13 protein-coding genes and 3 pseudogenes are annotated in these 20,128 nt (G+C 33.6%); 8 read left to right on the forward strand and 8 right to left on the reverse strand.

Annotated features, from left to right (window positions below; genetic code table 11):
• Nucleotides 1-5: 5 nt before the first annotated feature.
• The 3 genes from secY2 to SAMSHR1132_RS13140 form a co-directional block, all read right to left on the reverse strand.
• A complete protein-coding gene (gene secY2, locus SAMSHR1132_RS13130; protein ID WP_000593780.1) occupies nt 6-1,217 on the reverse strand; it encodes an accessory Sec system protein translocase subunit SecY2 in 1,212 nt (403 codons plus the stop codon).
• Nucleotides 1,218-1,345: 128 nt separating this feature from the next.
• Nucleotides 1,346-8,188 carry a lectin-like domain-containing protein gene (locus SAMSHR1132_RS13135; RefSeq protein WP_000044557.1) on the reverse strand — a complete coding sequence of 2,281 codons (6,843 nt, stop codon included), beginning with the start codon at nt 8,186-8,188 and terminating at the stop codon, nt 1,346-1,348.
• A gap of 542 nt (nt 8,189-8,730) precedes the next feature.
• Entirely contained in the window at nt 8,731-9,429 is a 699-nt protein-coding gene (locus SAMSHR1132_RS13140; RefSeq protein ID WP_001109885.1) for a flavin reductase family protein, read from the reverse strand.
• A gap of 311 nt (nt 9,430-9,740) precedes the next feature.
• Between SAMSHR1132_RS13140 and SAMSHR1132_RS13145 the strand changes: the two genes are divergently transcribed.
• From SAMSHR1132_RS13145 to SAMSHR1132_RS13175, 8 genes and pseudogenes are all read left to right on the forward strand, one after another.
• Nucleotides 9,741-10,712, forward strand: a complete 972-nt coding sequence (locus tag SAMSHR1132_RS13145) for a hypothetical protein (RefSeq protein WP_001228866.1) — start codon at nt 9,741-9,743, stop codon at nt 10,710-10,712.
• Between the two features lie 72 nt (nt 10,713-10,784).
• Complete coding sequence (locus SAMSHR1132_RS13150; RefSeq protein WP_001228864.1) at nt 10,785-11,714, forward strand: hypothetical protein; 930 nt, start codon at nt 10,785-10,787, stop codon at nt 11,712-11,714.
• A 104-nt stretch (nt 11,715-11,818) separates the two neighbouring features.
• Nucleotides 11,819-12,763: a hypothetical protein gene (locus SAMSHR1132_RS14170; protein ID WP_001233486.1), complete on the forward strand. Its 945-nt coding sequence runs from the start codon at nt 11,819-11,821 to the stop codon at nt 12,761-12,763.
• A pseudogene (locus SAMSHR1132_RS14335) lies at nt 12,750-12,840 on the forward strand (hypothetical protein); the annotation flags it as partial. The gene SAMSHR1132_RS14170 and the pseudogene SAMSHR1132_RS14335, both read left to right, overlap by 14 nt.
• 313 nt (nt 12,841-13,153) lie before the next feature.
• Nucleotides 13,154-14,098, forward strand: a complete 945-nt coding sequence (locus SAMSHR1132_RS13165; protein WP_014373921.1) for a hypothetical protein — start codon at nt 13,154-13,156, stop codon at nt 14,096-14,098.
• Nucleotides 14,085-14,157: pseudogene (locus SAMSHR1132_RS14485) on the forward strand (hypothetical protein); the annotation flags it as partial. The gene SAMSHR1132_RS13165 and the pseudogene SAMSHR1132_RS14485, both read left to right, overlap by 14 nt.
• Nucleotides 14,158-15,959: 1,802 nt before the next feature.
• Nucleotides 15,960-16,178: pseudogene (locus tag SAMSHR1132_RS14340) on the forward strand (hypothetical protein); the annotation flags it as partial.
• A 147-nt stretch (nt 16,179-16,325) separates the two neighbouring features.
• Complete coding sequence (locus SAMSHR1132_RS13175; protein ID WP_000603478.1) at nt 16,326-16,685, forward strand: hypothetical protein; 360 nt, start codon at nt 16,326-16,328, stop codon at nt 16,683-16,685.
• Nucleotides 16,686-16,769: 84 nt separating this feature from the next.
• Here SAMSHR1132_RS13175 and SAMSHR1132_RS13180 read toward each other — a convergent pair whose 3' ends face one another.
• From SAMSHR1132_RS13180 to SAMSHR1132_RS13200, 5 genes are all read right to left on the reverse strand, one after another.
• The gene (locus SAMSHR1132_RS13180; RefSeq protein WP_001258701.1) at nt 16,770-17,381 is read right to left on the reverse strand and encodes a flavin reductase family protein; all 612 of its coding nucleotides are present in this window, start codon (nt 17,379-17,381) and stop codon (nt 16,770-16,772) included.
• 78 nt (nt 17,382-17,459) lie between these two features.
• Complete coding sequence (locus SAMSHR1132_RS13185; protein WP_014373923.1) at nt 17,460-17,936, reverse strand: peptide-methionine (S)-S-oxide reductase; 477 nt, start codon at nt 17,934-17,936, stop codon at nt 17,460-17,462.
• A gap of 2 nt (nt 17,937-17,938) precedes the next feature.
• On the reverse strand, nt 17,939-18,442 hold the full coding sequence (locus tag SAMSHR1132_RS13190) for a GNAT family N-acetyltransferase (RefSeq protein WP_000244263.1): 504 nt from the start codon (nt 18,440-18,442) through the stop codon (nt 17,939-17,941).
• 215 nt (nt 18,443-18,657) lie between these two features.
• Nucleotides 18,658-19,425, reverse strand: coding sequence for a tyrosine-protein phosphatase (locus tag SAMSHR1132_RS13195; RefSeq protein ID WP_000565318.1), 768 nt, complete (start codon nt 19,423-19,425; stop codon nt 18,658-18,660).
• Nucleotides 19,422-20,114, reverse strand: a complete 693-nt coding sequence (locus SAMSHR1132_RS13200) for a polysaccharide biosynthesis tyrosine autokinase (protein ID WP_000185856.1) — start codon at nt 20,112-20,114, stop codon at nt 19,422-19,424. The genes SAMSHR1132_RS13195 and SAMSHR1132_RS13200 overlap by 4 nt, the downstream gene beginning before the upstream one ends.
• Nucleotides 20,115-20,128: the final 14 nt, after the last annotated feature.

A 20,128-nucleotide genomic window follows, 5' to 3' on the forward strand; every position in this document is an offset into this window, starting at 1 on the left:
CCTCCTTACCAATATTGATTCAAAAACGACTTATATTTATCAAAATATAAATAGGTACGAATTGTTTCTGCAATATTAATGCTGATATAAATTAATACAATCAGTTGAACTGCAAAATAAATTTCAGTAGATAAATGTGGTACAAGTAACGTACAGTAAAGTGGTATCCCAATAATAACTGTAACTAATGTAGAACCAAACCAACACATGCGCCGAGCGTTACGGTTTAAATAGCATTCAGTATCTTTACCAGGCTTTACTGTTAAGAAATAATTTCCACTTTTCAAAAAATCTTTTGTCTTTTGTTTAGTATTTATTAAAAATCTTGATAAGAAATACCCTAACACTAACTGAATGATTAAATAAATCGAAATACCGATGGCGCTATCAAATGTCAGCATCTGTAAATCATCAGATATATCATCATTAAATATAGATAAGATAAAATGTATACCACTTTTTAAGAACACAAATACTGAAATACTCATCATTAAAGTAATACTCCCTGCAGGATTTACCTTCCAAGACAAGTACGATTTCATATTTGTTGCTGACACATTCATTAAATCAATGTAAGGTAATCTAACTTCAACCAATTCAATAAATAATAAAATAATTAATGTGATGATCACGAGTATTAATAATAATGTGATGATTATATGACCTGCATCGATATGTTCAAACCTTTGATGCATCATTGATTTAATAATACTAACCATCACAATAGGCATCGGACCAGCAATACCATAGCGACTATTTTTATCAGCTAGCCAAACTAGTAACATCGTTCCGGTAATTAAAATTAATATCATCAAATAAATGTTTTCATAATGTACACGATCTTTCATAACGTATTCATGAATTACAAAATAACTTTGTATCACACTTAGAATTAAAGTTAAAATACGTTCCTTATAATGTTTCTCTAAACGCGTTTGTTTCATATACTTATCCATGTTTCTATAGGAAATAAGCATCAATATAATCATTGATGTTAGCCATGGTCCTAAACCGAGCGTGAAAACATTCAATGTATTAACATCCCCGCCCATATTAGAAATTGCTATCTTAAAAAACGACTCATGTTTTACCTGCGTATCGCCATATGAAACAATCGAAATATTTGTACCTAATATATATATAAACAAGATAAAACATGTGTAAAGCATACGTTTGTATACAATTTTATATTCATATTGTTGTAAAAGTTTTATCATGTTACACCTCTTCGATTTCAAAGCATTAAAAAGACTAAGGGTTCATCACTAATCATTGAAAATCCTATGTCGATTTTTCTAGTGATTGTTGCCTCAGTCTTTTTAATTTTATTATCTATACGCTCTAATTATGCTTGCGTATCGTCTTCTTTATCCTCGTCATTCTTTTTCTTTCTTTTCATTAGTCCTAGACCAATTAATAGTGTCATGACACCACCTAATAATCCGCCCTGTTTAATTGAGTCACCTGTTTCTGGTAATTTCTTATTACTATGTGTTGATGTGGCATCTTGCTTCATTGCTTCAGATGTTTCACTTAATGTTGACTGAGAATGTGTTGCTGACTGCGAAACATTTGTATTTGGTGCCATTGACTCACTTGTTGAACTAGACGCGCTCGCGATTTGTGTATGACTTGTGCTCGTTGAATCTGATGGATGCATAGAGTCAGATTCTGATGTGCTTGTTGAAATCGAGTCAGATATAGAGCTAGACTCACTAATTGATGTTGATTCTGACATACTTGTTGAAACGGATACACTCAATGACTCTGACGTACTTGTTGAGTCTGAATCGGACATGCTCATCGATACTGATGTGCTTGTTGAATTTGAACCAGACATACTCATTGAATTAGAGTTGCTAATCGAAGCCGAATTGAGTATCGAACTAGACATACTTAGTGATTCGGATGTACTGATTGAAATGGAATCACTTATTGACTCAGAACTACTTGTTGAGTCTGATAAGCTCTGTGATTGAGACATGCTGTTTGATTCGGATTCACTCATCAATGTAGAACCACTTACTGATTCTGATACACTAATCGACGTTGAATCACTTGTAGATTCTGATTCTACTATACTTTGTGAACCACTAATACTTATTGAAGTGGACTCGCTGATACTGTCTGATGTTGATAGTGACGTCGACACCGACGTGCTTTGTGATGTCGATGTACTTGCACTTGTTGACATTGATGATGATATCGATGAACTCAATGAACTTGAGCCACTTGTACTTGTTGACTGACTTTGTGACATTGAATTACTTAACGATTCTGATGTGCTTAATGAGCTCGAGTCACTTACGCTTATTGAACCTGATATTGAGTCACTTAAACTTGTCGATGTTGAAACTGATACGCTTCCGCTCATTGAATCCGATGTCGAAAGTGATGTACTCGTTGAATTTGATCCACTGATGCTAGTCGAATCGCTTGTAGAGATTGAGTCACTTTCTGATGCACTGATGCTCATAGAGTCAAATTCACTATTACTTGTTGAGCTTGACTGCGAATCGCTCACACTTGTTGACGTTGATTCTGATCCACTCATACTTTGCGAGCTACTTAATGATTTGGAATCACTTAATGAATCAGAAGTGCTGAGACTTGTGGAATCACTTAAAGATATTGATCCACTTAATGAGTCGGATTCACTTGTGCTAGTAGAATCACTCATTGATATTGAATCACTTAGCGAGGTAGACTCGCTTACACTTTCTGAACCACTTAATGATATTGATATGCTCAATGAACCAGATGTACTTGTTGAAGTCGAACCACTTGTTGATGTTGAATCGCTTAATGAATCAGAATCACTCACGCTTTCTGAACTTCTTAGTGACGTCGATACACTTAATGATGACGAATCGCTTGTGCTTACTGAATCACTCATCGATTGAGAGCCACTCAATGAACTAGACTCGCTCACACTTTCCGATTTTCTTAATGACGTTGAGTCGCTTAATGAGCCAGAATCACTTACGCTTGTTGAGCCACTCGTCGATTTTGAGTCACTTTCAGAATTAGATTCACTTACACTTTCTGAATCATTTACAGATTCTGACATACTTTGTGAATCAGATATGCTTGCGCTCATTACTTCACTAGCCGATGTTGATGTGCTTGTAGAATCACTTAACGATATAGACACACTCATAGAACCTGATGTACTCGTACTTGTTGAGTCTGATGTTGAATCACTCACACTATCAGATAATGACGTTGAGTCACTCACACTTGTTGATGTACTTGTTGAAAGCGACATACTTTGTGAATCAAGCGTACTTGTACTCATCGAAGTACTAGTTGAAGCTGATGTACTTCGAGAGTCACTTGTTGATGTTGATGTACTTGCTGATCCAGATGCACTTGTACTTCTTGATGTGCTTTGTGAATCGCTTAATGATGTTGATGTTGAATCGGATTCACTTGTACTTTCTGATGTTGAGCCAGATTCTGATGTACTTTCCGATACTGACTCACTTGCAATAGTCGACATTCGGTTTGATGTTGATGTGCTTTGTGAATTACTTAATGACGTTGATGTGCTTTGTGAATCGGATTCACTGCTTTGCATTGACGCTGATGTTGAATCGCTTAATGATGTTGACGACGAATCGGATTCACTTGTTGATGTTGATGTACTTGCTGACTCTGATTTACTTTCTGATGCCGAGTCGCTTATGCTTGATGAATCACTAAGTGATGTTGATGTACTTGTTGAGTTTGATTCACTTGTACTTTCTGATTTGCTTTCTGAATCGGATACGCTTTCTGAATCGCTTAACGATGTTGATGTGCTTGTTGATCCTGATTGACTTGTACTTTTAGATATACTTGATGAATCACTTAGTGACGTTGATGTTGATGTGGATTCACTTGCACTTGTTGAATGACTTGTGTATGTTGAGGTGCTTAGTGAATCGGATTCGCTCGTGCTTGTACTTGTTGATGTTGAGGCACTTTGACTTGCTGAGTTTGAGTCTATACCGCTTTGATTCATTGATGCGCTTAGTGACAATGATGTGCTGATTGAGTCTGACAAACTTGTTGATGTCGATGTGCTTGTACTTTCTGAATCGGATTCACTCGTGCTTGTACTTGTTGATGTTGAATCGGATTTGCTTTCACTCATTGACGTTGAACCTGACTCACTTGTGCTTGTTGACTCACTTAGCGATGTTGATGTACTTAATGAATCAGATTTGCTTGTACTGATTGAATCGCTTGTCGATTCTGATGTACTTATCGAATTAGACTTACTTGTACTTGTCGAATCACTTAACGATGTTGATACACTTGTTGAACCGGACATACTCGTACTCATCGACTGACTTAGTGATGTCGATGCACTTGCACTCTTAGCAGTTGACGCTGATATACTGTCACTAGTTGATGCAGAAATGGATTCACTTCCACTGGTTGATGTGCTCAATGATGTTGAGGTGCTGCCAGATTCTGATGTACTGTCTGATAAGGACATACTCGTACTTGTTGATCCACTCAATGACTCTGATGTCGATTCTGATGTGCTTTCACTCACTGATTCACTTAAAAATGCTGATAAACTTTGTGATTTCGAATCACTCGTACTGTTAGATTCACTAGCAGATATCGATGTACTTAACGACTCTGATGTAAGTTTACTTGCAGATCCGCTTACTGACGCTGAGTCGCTTATTGAATCAGACTCTGACGTGCTAAGGCTTTTTGACGTACTCAATGATGCTGAAGTATGCTCTGATACACTTGTACTTTCTGATGTTGATGTACTTGCCGAATTAGATGTGCTTGTCATAATGCTTTGCGATACTGATTCACTCGATGCAGTTGATGCAGACATACTCGCACTCTTTGAATCGCTTAATGATGTTGATAAACTTGTTGAACCAGACATACTTGTACTCGTAGAAGTTGAGGTACTCAATGACTCTGACATGCGTAATGAATTACTTAATGACATAGACTTGCTAGATGAGTCTGATTGGCTAGTGCTTAATGATTGGGATTTGCTTGTTGAGTCTGATGTACTTATCGAATCACTTAATGATTCTGATGCACTGCTTGATTGAGATGTACTTAACGATTCACTTACTGACGTAGATTTACTTGTTGATGCTGCTAAAGAATCACTCGTACTCACTGATTCACTCGACACTTTCGATGTGCTTAATGACTCCGATGTACTCGTTGACATGCTTTGAGATCCTGAAAGACTTAACGATCCAGATACAGAGCCACTTGTACTTGTTGAATCGCTTAATGATTCTGAGGTACTCATCGATTTAGAATCGCTTGTACTTAATGATATTGATGTACTTTGTGATTCCGATTTGCTTGTTGATGCACTTTGCGAGTCTGCAATGCTATTTGAAATACTTATAGATTCTGATGTGCTGACTGATTCACTCAATGATGTGGACGTACTGATTGCATTCGATGTGCTTTCACTTAATGATTGTGACGTACTAGTCGATCCTGATGTACTTGTTGATAGACTTTGTGACTTAGACAAACTTCCCGATGTGCTCATACTTAGCGAGTCACTAAGTGACATTGATGTACGCAACGAATCAGATGTACTTGTTGATAGACTTTCGGATTTTTCAGTACTGCTAGAGTTTGAAATAGAATCACTTAATGATGTTGATTTACTGGCTGAATCTGACATACTTGACGATACACTTTGTGAATTTGCCAAACTTGCACTCGTTGAACTAGATGCACTATTACTTTCTGAAGTACTCAAAGATTTAGATACACTGGCAGAATCAGATAAGCTAACACTTGTTGATTTTGATGTACTTGCTGAAGTTGACGTCGCAATAGATTCCGACGTACTTGTTGATGCACTTTGAGAATTTACTGTGCTAGATGACACGCTTTGTGATTGTAAGGTACTGCTCGATGTCGATACTGAATCGCTCATACTATTTCTTGTTACTTCATATTTAAAAGTTGTTGTCGTTTTGTTTCCACTAGTGTCTGTAGAAACGATTGTAATAGTACTTGTACCAATATTTGTTGGTGTACCACTAATCGTATTTGTCGTACTATCGAATGTTAATCCAGATGGCAATCCTGTCACTGTATTTGTAACAGTATTACCGCTATTGTCTTGAGTAGCAATTTTAATCGGTGATATTGGAGAAAAAACTTCTGATGATTGATCTCCTATTGGCGTTACTGTTGGTGCTGTTGTATCTACAACATTTATTGTAAAGTTCGTTGTCGATTTATTATTTGCTTGATCAGTCGATACAACGCTTACTGTTGATTGCCCTACTTTAGTCGGCGTCCCAACAATTGAATTTGTTGCACTATCATAACTTAGTCCTGATGGCAGCCCAGTCACTGTATTTGTAACGGTTCCAGTACCATTATCCGTTGTAGTCAATACAATCGGATTCATTGATTTACCAACTTCAGTTGTTTGATTGCCTACAGTTACAGTTGGTGCTTTCACATCAGTAAAGTAATATGTTACAGATTGTCCAGCATTCGTCATTTTTACAGTTTTATTAGTATCGTTATAAGTTGATGCATATGAACTATCGACCGACGTATAGTTATATCCTTTAGCAGACAATGCTGATTGTTGATTGTCAATTGTCACAACTTGGTCAACATTCCCTGAATATGTTTTTGGTGGAATAATATCTTTACCTGTTGTTACATCAACATATCTCACTTGCGTAACAGCTGACTCAGTATATTCGAATGTTCCAAATTGTACTTGTTGTAAATTTGTCGCGCCACCTGTTGAGGCTGTCATTGATAATGAAAAGTTGGTCGTGCCACTTTTCGCAATCCAATCTGAAATATTACGTGTCCATGTTTGACCAGCATATGTAACAGTCATAACTTTTGTATCACCATTATAATTAATGTCAAAATTTTGGAACGTATTGTTTGTAGGTTGCACTTTTAACTTCGCAGCATTATCAGCTGTTGAACTTGAAGTATAGGTTGTTGCAACGCCATAACTATCTGTTGTTACAAAAGCACCAAATGCGCCACCGCCTGCAACACTAGATGGGTCAGCATTTGCTTTTGCTGCTGTATTTGGTTTAGATGTATTGTGATACGTATCCAATTTGAAGCCAAACGCATTACTCAAACCACCGATACCTACTGCGGCACCATTTAATCCTGTCTCACCTAATAGCCCTGGTGAAAACGCAAAACCAATACCATCGCCGCCGTTGCCATATCCTTCATATTTATTACCTAAATTTACTTTTCCAGAAAAATGAAAACTCTTATTAGAGTCAATACGTGTTCCTAATGTAATAGCACCTTTCTGACTTGTTGAATCTTGTGTTAATGTGACGATACCTGTACTTTGATCATAAGTAGCATTACCTGATGTCGTCATATATTGTTTGAAATTGTCTTTATTAACTGTAATGGTATTGGCTGTAATGGTACTCGTTGTGGTAGCTGATGCAAATGTTGACATTGCTAATCGACTGAAGGTTCTAAGTTTTACTGGCGTTGTGCTGGTTGACGTAGTGCTAGTTTTGTTTAAATTGGCTGAAGATGGCGTTGTGCTTTGCGAAGTATTATTTGATGCAGTACTTTGATTTATTAATGTATTACTCTGTTGTTCCGTACTTGAAGTTGAAGCTGTCGACTTAGTATCATAATTTGATGTAGTATTCTTTGAGGATGTTGATTCAGATGTAGATGCTGTTTTGTCTTGTTGATTACTTGTACTGTTAACTGTCGATGTGACACTTTCAGACTTTTCACTTGAAGTAGTGTCGCTATTTGATGTTTGTACTGAGCTACTATTTTTCGTTACATTTGTAGAATTGGTTGTCGATGTTGACGCTTCAATAGTCGTTGAGTTTTGATTACCTACTGTCTCACTTTGCGTATTTAATTCAGATGTTAACGGTGCATCTGAGGCCGCAAAAGCTTGTTGATCATGTAGCATATTGACAGTAAATGCCCCACCAATAACTGCTGTTGTTTTGAGACCATAACTTGTCATTTTCTTACTTACACTATCATTATCGTATTTATCTATATTTTGACTAATAAATGGTAAGCCTATAATTTTAAACATTTCTAATTCTTTAATTCCAGATTTAACCCAATTTTTTCCGGACTTATAAAGTTTTACTCTTGTTTTTTCGTTTACTAAGCTGTCATGAAATGCTTTTTGTCTTTTACTCATGTAATAACTCCTTGTATCATCTTATATTCATTAGACTATAATATATGTCACTATTCAATTTAATACAACTCTTTTTCGTAATAAAAATACTTATTTTATTAGAAATTGTAAAATTTCATTTGTTATTTTGTGATGCAATCGTTTCCATTAATGTGGAATTTCTTTTTTATACTGTGGCGTATTATCCTTTTTGCATAAATTCTTCTATTAAATTTAATCTTTATTTTCATTTTTTATTTGATGCTAAAACACGTTTCATATTAATATATGTATATCATCCTCCTTTATATTTATAAATAGTTAATTTACAACTAAACGATAAATATTATATACAAAATACATCTTTAATATTAAAGTAATATCAATTTATTTTCAATAAACCTAGTGTGATATATGAGAAAATGCAAAAGTTTATTATTTTAAAATATAAATAACACTACATATTGCCTTACTGTTTCACATGTTTTGGACAAAAAAATACACCTCTCTAAATTTAGAATTTAGTAAAGATGTATTTTATGCAAATGTATTCCTAATTTTATTTATGTCTTATCATTTGAATTTGATTGATTATCGAAATTTCTTCCTTCTAAACCTGCTAACTCTTCTTTAGAAGCTGCAGGTGCTTTCATTTCAAATATCTCATTCACTACTGTGTAATCGTAATATCCTAATCTGGCAATAGGTTTAATCGACTTAATGTCTAATTTACCGTTATCAAGAATAACTTTATCATCAATATGAACTTGGGCGACTCTACCTATAACAATGTCTACGGTAGATACTGGGTCTCCAGTTGGAATACGAATCGTTTGAACGTACTCACATTCAAAATGAACCGGCGATTCTTTTACACGATAACCTGGGGCTTCAATACAGTCTTCCTTTGTCACGCCCGCAAATTCAAATTCATCTTCTTCAGGTGGCAGTGCTTTCGACGATAAATTAACTGCATCTCTCAAGTCATAGGTTGCCATGTTCCATACAAACCAACCTGTCTCTTCTGCATTTTTCACTGTATCTTTACGCTCATGATCACCAAGAACGGATTGATTTGCCGCAAACATAACCATAGGTGGGTCCCACGTTAAGTTTTGATACTGACTATAGGGAGCAAGATTATTCTTTCCATCTTTCGATACAGTAGAAATCCAACCAATCGGACGTGGTACTGTACTACTTTTAAATGGATCATGCGGTAAACCATGACTTCTTACACCTTGCTTTGGCGAATAATTCATTCTATCTTCACCCCTTATTAGTAATTACATTTAAGGTTACGCCCTCTTTACTGAAGCGTCTAATATAAATAAACAATTTATTTATAAGTAGAAACTATATATGATGTGGCTTCTTTCTTTTGTGTCCTTACTTCTCGACTTATAGAAATATGTTAATACAATTAATATTTATGATATTTTTTGTTAATTTAATTAATTATAGTTACTCTAATCATGATTAGTTTATAATAATATTGAATAACAATATTTTGATTTTCATATTATTTATCTAGATTCTGAAAAATAGTGCAATACAAAGGGGTTGTCTATCTATGAGAAAACTTATGCAAATCATGTTATGTGCATCACTTATATTATGTGCATCAATCATATTAAGCGGTTGCTCATTTATGCATAAAGATCAAACAAAATCTATTCCAAAGACGGTTAGCGTCAAAGATTACGATGGTAAATATATTGGTGAACATAAAAAAAGAAATGAAGTATTTCTGAAAAAACATAAAGATGAAGCGATCAAAAAATATAAAGACTACGTGAAAGACACCTTTGGTTATGATTGTAAAATTAATTTGGTGGAGGCCTATACTAATACATCTGGGTTTAGTGAGAAAAGTAAGGTAGATGGATTAGTAGTCGTCGGTACGGTCAACTATGACGTTCCTTTTCAATTTAGACTAATTTTTGTTGAGTCTGACAATGGCATAACTATCACAACATTTACACCTGGCCATAAAAACGAAACGTCAGCTGCAGTTGCAGCCATGATGTATAAGCGTTATGAACACGATATAGAACAAGCTCGGTTAAAATTTAAATCCGAAGTTGAGAAAAATGGTTATTATGCCATGAATGAAAAACTGCAAGTTAAACAAGAATTTAATGGTGTTACTAAGCAATACTTAAATTTCAATACCGTTAGTATAGATGACCTAGATAAGTTTAAAAAAGAATTCAAGCCTGTCATGCACTTAAAAGGTGATGCATTCAATCAACAGTTACAATCTTTGATTAACAAATATCCACAAATACAAAAAAACATGAATTCTGACTTTATTGCCTATTACGATAAGAAAAGCACAAAAGTCGTTAATAAATATTCATGGGATTTACAGGTACCAACAAATGACACAATGAAAAAAATACCTGGATTGAAAATGATGTATTTTTACAAAGACGGCGTATCCCCGAGCCAAATTGGAGAAGATGGCAGACTAGAAAATAAGACTAATAAAATATCAATGGATGGTGGAAATTGGGAAGAGATTCAAAAAGAAATAAAGTAGTGTAATGTCAAAAAACAAATTTTTTTATATTTATATCCCAAAAATACTACTTATCATGAGGAGTCATTAAAAATGAGAAAACTTATGCAAATCATATTATGTGCATCAATCATATTAAGCGGTTGCTCATTTATGCATAAAGATCAAACAAAATCTATTCCAAAAGCGGTTAGCGTCAAAGATTACGATGGTAAATATATTGGTGAACATAAAAAAAGAAATGAAGTATTTCTGAAAAAACATAAAGATGCAGCAATCAAAAAATATAAAGACTACGTGAAAGACACCTTTGGTTATGATTGTAAAATTAATTTAATTAAGCCATATACTAATGCATCTGGGTTTAGTGAAAAAAGCAAAACAGATGGCTTAGTTGTTGTTGGTACGGTCAATTATGACGTTCCTTTTCAATTACGATTACTCTTTGTTGAATCTGATAATGGTGTAACCATCACTACATTTACTCCAGGTCATGAAAATGAAACATCGGCGGCAATTTCAGCCATGATGTATAAACGTTATGAACATGAAATTGAACAAGCTCGGTTAAAATTTAAATCCGAAGTTGAAAAAAATGGTTACTTTGCCATGAATGAAAAACTTCAAGTAAAACAAGAATATAACGGAGTTGTAAGGCAATATTTAAATTTTAAAACTCCTGGAATTGAAGGCATGGATAAATTCAAAAAAGAATTCAAACCGCTTATGAATAAATCAAATAGTGATTTTAATCAGAAATTTGACGCATTGTTAATGAAACACCCTGAAATTAAAGATCAAACTAAAACTAATTTTATTGCATATTATAGTAAAAACAAAACTCGTGATATCGTTGGTGACTACGTAGTAACCCTACAAAAACCTACTAACAAAGTAATGAAAAATTACCCAGGCATTAAATTTATGAAATTTTATAAGGATAGTGTTTCCCCATCACAACTTGATAAGAATGGTAGATTAAAATCTGAAGTCGAAGAAGTTTCTACTCTTGGAGGGGAATAGCATAAAAATCGATAACATTAATTTAACCATTACGAATTGCCTAAAGACATTTTGATGTTCTATAGTTCCTTATAAAAATACTCAATATAGAGGAGATATTAAAAATGAGAAAAGTAACTAGCTTTGTATTGTGTACATCACTTATTTTAGGTGGCTGTTCTTTTATGCATAAAGATCAAACAAAAGATATCCCAAAGACGGTTAGCGTCAAAGATTATGATGGTAAATATATTGGCGAACATAAAAAAAGAAATGAAGTATTTCTGAAAAAACATAAAGATGAAGCGATCAAAAAATATAAAGACTACGTGAAAGACACCTTTGGCTATGATTGTAAAATTAATTTAGTTGATGCCTATACTAATAAATCTGGATTTAGTGAGAAAAGTAAAACAGATGGTATATCAGTGATTGGTACTGTCAATTATGACGTTCCTTTTCAACTCCAATTACTTTTTGTTGAATCTGATAATGGTGTAACCATCACTACATTTACACCTGGACATATAAATGAAACATCAGCGGCAGTTTCAGCCATGATGTATAAGCGTTATGAACATGAAATCGAACAAGCTCGATTAAATCTTAAAAATGAAATTGAAAAAGATGGCTATTATGCGATGAGCGAAAAACTTCAACTAAAACAAGAATTTAATGGCGTTACTAAACAATTTTTGAATTTCAACACAGACAGTATCGATGACTTAAAAAAGTTTAAACAAGAATTTAAGCCTGTTATGCACTTAAAAGGTGATGCATTTAATCAACAGTTACAATTTTTGATTAACAAATATCCACAAATACAAAAAAATATGAAATCAGAGTTCATTGCTTATTATGATAACGAAAAAAATAGAGAAACAGTAAAAAACTATGCTTGGAATCTTCAAAAATCTATAAATGACGTTATGCAATCATATCCTAGCACAAAATTTGTACAGTTTTATAAAGATGATGTTTCCCCGTCAATGGTAGATGGAAATGGCCGCTTAAAATCGGATGCTAATGTAATTTCCATCGAGGGAGGAAAGTATAATGAGAACAAATAATCATATAACCGATTTAGATGCTATTGAGTTAAGTAGCAGTTGGAAGTACAATTCGAAATTGGTGACTGACAAAAATGTAAATGTAAATAACCACATTTATCGCATTATAGATAAATTCGAGTCTATCAAGACTGACCATGTCTATAAATTATATGAACGTAATGATAATGATAGAAGTAGAGGGATGGATTGCTAATAAAAAACTTGAAGACATTTTAGTGTACTATAGTTCCTTATCCAAATAATCACATTAACTTTACAATTAAATATAAAATTATTAGCTATTACGAGAATAATTAAGTTATAATTATATTGCATTAAAACACTTTAACTATTATTTATATTTTTATTTTCATTATAAAAACACTCAATATAGAGGAGATATTAAAAATGAGAAAAGTAACTAGCTTTGTATTGTGTACATCACTTATTTTAGGAGGCTGTTCTTTAATGCATAAAGATCAAACAAAATCTATTCCAAAAACGGTTAGCGTCAAAGATTATGATGGTAAATATATTGGTGAACATAAGGATAGAAATGAAGTGTTTCTCAAAAAACATAAAGATGAAGCAATCAAAAAATATAAAGACTACGTGAAAGACACCTTTGGCTATGATTGTAAAGTTAATTTGATTAAACCATATACTAATGCTTCTGGGTTTAGTAAGAAAAGTAAAACAGATGGCTTAGTAGTCGTCGGTACGGTCAATTATGACGTTCCCTTTCAATTTAGACTGATATTTGTTGAGTCTGGAAATGGCGTGGCTATCACAACATTTACACCTGGTCATGTAAATGAAACATCAGCGGCAGTTGCAGCCATGATGTATAAACGTTATGAACCTGAAATCGAACGAGCTCGGTTAAAATTTAAATCAGAAGTTGAGAAAAACGGTTATTACACCATGAATGAAAAACTTCAAAAGAAGCAAGAATTCAATGGCGTTACTAAACAATTTTTGAATTTCAACACAGACAGTATCGATGACTTAAAAAAGTTTAAACAAGAATTTAAGCCTGTTATGCACTTAAAAGGAGATGCATTCAATCAACAGTTACAATCTTTGATTAATAAATATCCTCAAATACAAAAAAATATGGAGTCAGAATTTATTGCTTATTACGATAAAGGTGAAAACAGAGAGACTGTTGCTAACTATGTTTGGAACCTACAAAAAACAACTAATGACACAATGAAACTTTATCCAGGAAATAAAAGCATCATATTTTACAAAGATAAAGTTTCTGCTTCACAATTAGATGAGCATAAACGTTTACAATCAGATTCTCAAGAAATTTCCATTTCTGGAGGGGAAAATGATGAAAAAAAATGATCATATAACCGATTTAGACGCAATTGAATTAAGTAGTGCTTGGAATTACAATAGTAATATTTCAAAAAATGACAAGATTAATGTAAATGGTAGCATGTATAAAGTTATAAAACAGCAACAAACAACTAACACTGGACTCGGCTATAAATTATATGAACGTTATGACAATAATAAAAGTACTGGACAGATAATAATATCTTTTGATGGTACTGATTTTAGTGACCCAAACGATGTAAGTGCAGATTTAAGACTCGCTGGAGACTCAATTCCAAATCAATTACTGGAAGCAGGAAAAGTGTATTCTGATTTAAAACAAAAATACAGTGATGCAGACTCTTTAGATGCAGATGCATTTTACAAAAAATATAATTTAAAAATCGATGATTACAAAGGAAAGTCAATCACAAATGCAGGGGGTAATTCACTCTCTGGAGCCATAGCTCAATATTTAGGTGTATTAGATCCAGGTCTTAACGTAACTACTACAAATTCTGCACCTATGCCAAGATCTATTACCCGTATGGCTCGTCGAGATGCAAATAATATACATAATTACCACAGTAGAAGTGATGTCTTGACTAGAATTAATATAGGTGGGCTTATGTATAATTCCATGGTCGGAAAACACATTTTCCTAGAAAATGGCGTGTCTACATTTGGAGCATTGGGACCTGCTCATACTGGATACAACTTTGAAGAAAAAGAGAAGTTAGACCATTTTGATCAAGACAATATTATTAACAAGGAAGTCTATACGAGCCGCAATGGATTGAAAATTTATGCTGACATGGATGAACATACTCCTATATTTGTATGGAGTGGTGATGCTATTGGTGCTGGCACATCAAAAATAAAATTAGATAAAGGGCACCTGGCGGATTTAAACGACTATGTGCATGGTAGATTAACCGAATATGTAAATAATATTGATCTTAAAATGAAAGATATTCGAACATCCGTTGAACGTGAAAATAATAATTTTAGTCAACATGTAAATGAAACGAAAGATTATTTTAAAAAAGTAATAAAACTTAACGAATTAGAAGGTTGGATTCACAACATATCCAATCTAATTAGAACTAAAATTGAAAGTAAAGCGGATGAATTAAAAGGTAACCTCAGAACACTTAGAGACCAAGATAATATTTTAGATTTAGTAGGTGCCGATCATATTATTAATTCAATTATTGATTTTATTGATAAAATTACCGATAAAATTTCAAAATTCATTAAATATGGTGATGATTTCATGGAAGCTGCTTTTGATATAGTTAGCAACACTATTGTCAAAATGTTTGTCAACTTATCAGAAGGATTTGAGGATGGTGTTAGAGAAGAAGTTTTAGCCCATTTGAATGTTGTAATACCAAATATTCAAATTATCAAAAATCAAGTCACTAATTTCGGTGATGGCATTAATGATATATTGACCCAAATGACCCATTTGGATGACAATGTAATGGTTAACAACGTACCCATCAATAAAAATGCTACAAAGCAAACATCAAAACCACTTGCAGAATCTAAGAATTTATTATTGAATTTAGAAATCCGAAATAAAGTGATGGAATCTGGTTTGGGTACACTTGCGTCAAATATAAATCTTTTGATAGTACCAGAAACAGTAAGAATCATTGCGCTCATTTCTATAGTTGATGCATGCACACCAACATTATCTTATTTTGTTGGTAAGATTGAATGGATTGCATCCAAAGTTCCATTTGCCAAGACAACAGCGGAAACACTTAAATCTTTTAAAAATCTTATTGATAAGTTACATCAACAATTAACTGATATGCGATTAATCCTAGATGAACTTATTTTTACAGAATATATTATCAATGAGATGCAAGATTTTTTCAAAAATGCACTACTATCAGATAGCCTTCTAAGAGATATTAAAGTATTAAGTGCTAATGCTAAAGGTGACGCCGACATGTTAGAAACGGAACTTCATGCTGTCATAAACGCAATGTCTCAAAACGAAGGTAAATCTGTTGATGCACTTAAAAATAGTACCGCTTCTCTAAAAAACAATCTAACCAAATTAAAAGAACAACTCGATAAAACCACACATTAAATTCATATATTTTGAGTGAATAGAATTATATTTCCATAGCAAACATTCCTAAACTACACATGTTACATAAGAGATTCATTTTTGAAGAAACGGGTAAAATGATAAAGCAACCGTTTTTCAAAAAATCAAACATTGGAGGAATTATATATGATTTTGCGTTACGCAACTAATTTAAAACTTGCGAAGGAGCTATACCAAGCCAGTAAACCTAAATTGCAAGAAGATAAGGGTATGATTGAACTGTTTGAGCATACTTTCGGCTTGCAAAAAGAACTTGTAAAATACGTCGGCATTGCAGAAGCAACTACTGCTGCTTTATACTCAGCGAGCTTTATCAATAAAAACATTTCTCGCCTTGCTTCGCTATCAACGATAGGTATTTTAAGTGTTGCTGCTTACAAACATTTCGAAGCTGGTCATGGAAAAAAAGGTGCGCAACATGCATTAGATTTATTAGGACTTGCTACTTTAAGTTTACTAGATACATTTTCTTGTAATAAAAAATAGTCTTCATTTTAGAAGCACATACTTTAGCAACTATGTACTTTGGATTCAAGCCATAAACAGTACACCGCTATAGCATGTGTTTTATTATTTTTCTGGTCTATTTATTGTAAATATTTCCCCTAATTTAGCATAATCATTTCCGGCTAAACGAGAAACAGCCTGTAATCCATGTGGATTGATTTTAAAATCACCCTCATAAATACTGTCATCAATGTGATACGTTACAATTTCACCTATTATTAAGTCAGCTCCATCTAATTCATCTCCAAGTAATATGATTTGCGATAGTTTACATTCGAATCTCATTTTTGCTTCTTGGATCCCTGGCGTCTTAATCGTTGTAGATGTTACAAGTGATAACTCTGTACGACTTAACTCGCTGTCTCCGTATACCAAAGGCGCTGCAGTCTCATTAATATCTTGAACGTTATCTTCGTCTGTAATATGCACAACAAAGTCTCCAGTCCGCTCTATATTCAATGCAGTATCTTTTCTCTTACCTCCTGCACGTTGAACTGCAATAGCAATCATTGGCGGATGATTATTAACAATATTAAAAAAACTAAATGGTGCTGCATTTACTGATATATCTTGATTTAATGTTGTTACGAAAGCTATAGGCCGTGGAATAATTGAACCAATTAACAATTTATAGTTTTCTTTAGCGGATAATGACTGTGCATCAAACGTACGCATTATACCAACCTCTTTTCTTAATATAACCATCTATTTCTCCGTTTTAAGTTAATTTAAACATCTATACCACTCTGAAAATCACTTGTATTTATTTAGCAAATCTTTTGAAAGATGACACATATGCATATCTTCTGGATATTTTTCTAAATGTTGCTGATGTTCTTCTGCACTTTTAATATAATTAGACAACGGTAAGACTTCCACTGCAATTTGCCCTCTGTCTTTTCGTCGATTAATGAACTGACGCGCTTCAGTCAAATGCTTATCTACACAACTATATAAACCCGTTCGATACTTTTCTCCAATATCATTTCCTTGTTGATTCACACTGTATGGATCAATAATTTCAAATAAATAATTCATGATGTCTGTAATTGTTAACATACGATCATCAAAATGAAGTTTGACACATTCTGCATAACCATCATACGGACCGTCTAATATAGAGCTTCCTCCATTTGCTCTTCCTGCTTCTGTATGTATAATTCCTGGAATTGTTGAGAAAAATGCTTCTACACCCCATAGACATCCTCCTGCTACATAGACAACTGCCATCATTACACCTCATCATCCTTTATTTTTATATCTTTTACTAGGTTATACCATTTAATCCCACCATGGCATGATTCTGATATACCTTCATTACGATAACCATATTTTTCGTAAAATGAAATTAATGATTCTCGACATGTTAACGTTATACCCTGTCGTTGTTGATTCTTAGCAAGATTTTCAAAATAGTTTAGTAAACGGCCTGCAATACCCTGACCTTGATAGTTTGGTGCTACAACAAGACCTAACACACTAATATAACCACCTTCACTATCATTTGTTTGGACATTTTTAAATAAATCATCGCTAATGTAACGCTCTTTTATCACAGGACCGTTGATGTATCCAATGACTTCCCCGTTGTATTCAGCAACTATAAAGCTATCTTGAATTTGTTCAATTCTAGATTTCAATGCCTCGGGCGTTGCAGCTTCTTCCGGTGAAAAACCAATATTTTCAAGTGCAATAATTTGATCTAAGTCCTGTATGATTACTTTTCTTAATACCATAAAAACACTTCCTTAACTTTGCATTTCGTGAAATAGCCAACTCATCCTACTTTTACTATAAAAAATAGCTTACACATTTGAAAGTCATTCACATCAGTAGAACACGTCATCTGCTACGAATTAGCATAAATTTTATATCATAATTTTTTTAACGCAGGCGCACCTCAAAAAAGACTGGTATATAAACACCAGCCTAATTCACAAAATATATTTAATTAAAACCACTTCAAAAACGACTTCACTTTCCCTGGCTTAGTCGGTCTATCCAAATAAACAAAATTGTCATTAATTACTGAACTTGCATTTCGAAGTAACGCTTCAATATCATTTGTATACTTCTTCAATTTATTATTATGAAATAACTCTTGCATCAAAAATGGTCTTTGATCACATGAATGTGCATCTGAAGCTATAAAATGGGCCAGATTACATTCTATAAATTGCAACGATAACTTTTGAATATTTTTTCCAAATCCACCCACTAATGAGCTCGATGTTAATTGACTTAGCGCCCCATTAGCAACAAGTTCATATAATAATTCTGGGTTATTTGCGATACTTCTATTTCTTTCTGGATGTGCAATGATAGGTATGTACCCTCTCGATTGTATTTCAAAAAACAATTGCTTAGTATAATGAGGTACTTCATTCGTTGGAAATTCAATTAATAAATATTTCGAACGATTAATACCTTGAATACTGCCATTATCTAAACCTTTCAAAATCGAATCCGTAATTCTAATTTCTTGCCCAGGAAATAATTTAATATCTAATGCTTGTATTTCTGGATGTGTTCTCAACTCAGCCAATTTTACTAACACATGCTGAAATGAATTTTCATATCTCGGATGTAAGTGATGTGGTGTAGCTACAATACTAGTGACACCCTCATCTTTAGCTTGTTTTAATAAAGCAATACTTTTTTCAATTGTTTTTGGTCCGTCGTCAATATCAACTAAAATATGATTATGAATATCAATCATGATTCATCAGTCCCATAATATGCGTAATAACTAGCACTTTTATCTTTTGGTATTCTATTTAAAACGACACCTAATAATTTAGCACCTGTCGCTTCTATCAATTCTTTCCCTTTTTTAACTTCATCTTTATTATTATTTTCAGAGTTAATCACATAGACAACATTACCTGTAAACTTTGAAAATAATTGCGCATCTGTAACCGTATTAACAGGGGGCGTATCAATAATGACAAAGTTATAATTCATCAATAACGTGTCATATAAATTTGCGAATGCGCGAGATGTAATTAACTCTGATGGGTTTGGCGGAATAGGTCCAGACGTCAGGACGTCTAAATCTTCAATTTCAGTTGAGATAATACTGTCTTGATATGATGACCAATTCAACAACAAACTGGAAAGTCCTTCATTATTTGGTAAATTAAAAATATAATGTTGCGTCGGTTTACGCATATCCCCATCTACAATTAATGTTTTATAACCTGCTTGTGCATATGCTACTGCTAAATTTGCTGCAATAGTAGACTTCCCTGCTCCAGGTGCTTCTGAAGTGATTACAATGCTTTGAACTGCACTGTCAGGGTTAGCAAACATTATATTTGAACGTATGCCTCGAAATTTTTCGCTAATAGGTGACTTTGGTTGCTCATGGACAATTAAACTTGATGTACTTCTTCGTGTATTCGTCATGGTAATTCCTCATA

This window comes from Staphylococcus argenteus (assembly GCF_000236925.1).
Taxonomy (GTDB): Bacteria; Bacillota; Bacilli; order Staphylococcales; family Staphylococcaceae; genus Staphylococcus; species Staphylococcus argenteus.